General features: G+C 30.8%; 1 pseudogene. It reads left to right on the top strand.

The annotated features are described in order from the left end of the window. Positions 1-253 (top strand): annotated as a pseudogene (locus AD60_RS09965) (diaminopimelate decarboxylase); the annotation flags it as partial.

The following is a 253-nucleotide window of genomic DNA, read 5'->3' as shown; positions in this document are numbered from 1 at the left end:
ATTCATAAATCTCGGCGGTGGTTTTGGTATACCTTATAAACCTGAAGAGAAGGAACTTGATATATATTATGTTTCACAACAAATAAAAAGTTTGTATGAGAATATTTTATTAGAAAATGGATTAAAACCTCCAAAGATATATATGGAGCATGGAAGATACATTACGGGTCCTAATGGCTACTTAATAACCAAAGTATTGCACATAAAAGATTCCTACAAAAAATATGCTGGAATTGATGCTAACTCTGCAAAT

Origin of the sequence: Petrotoga sp. SL27 (genome assembly GCF_002924605.1) — a bacterium.
GTDB classification, from domain to species: Bacteria; Thermotogota; Thermotogae; order Petrotogales; family Petrotogaceae; genus Petrotoga; species Petrotoga sibirica.
Note: the sequence above shows the minus strand (reverse complement) of the source record. Positions and strands in the feature narration are given on the sequence as shown.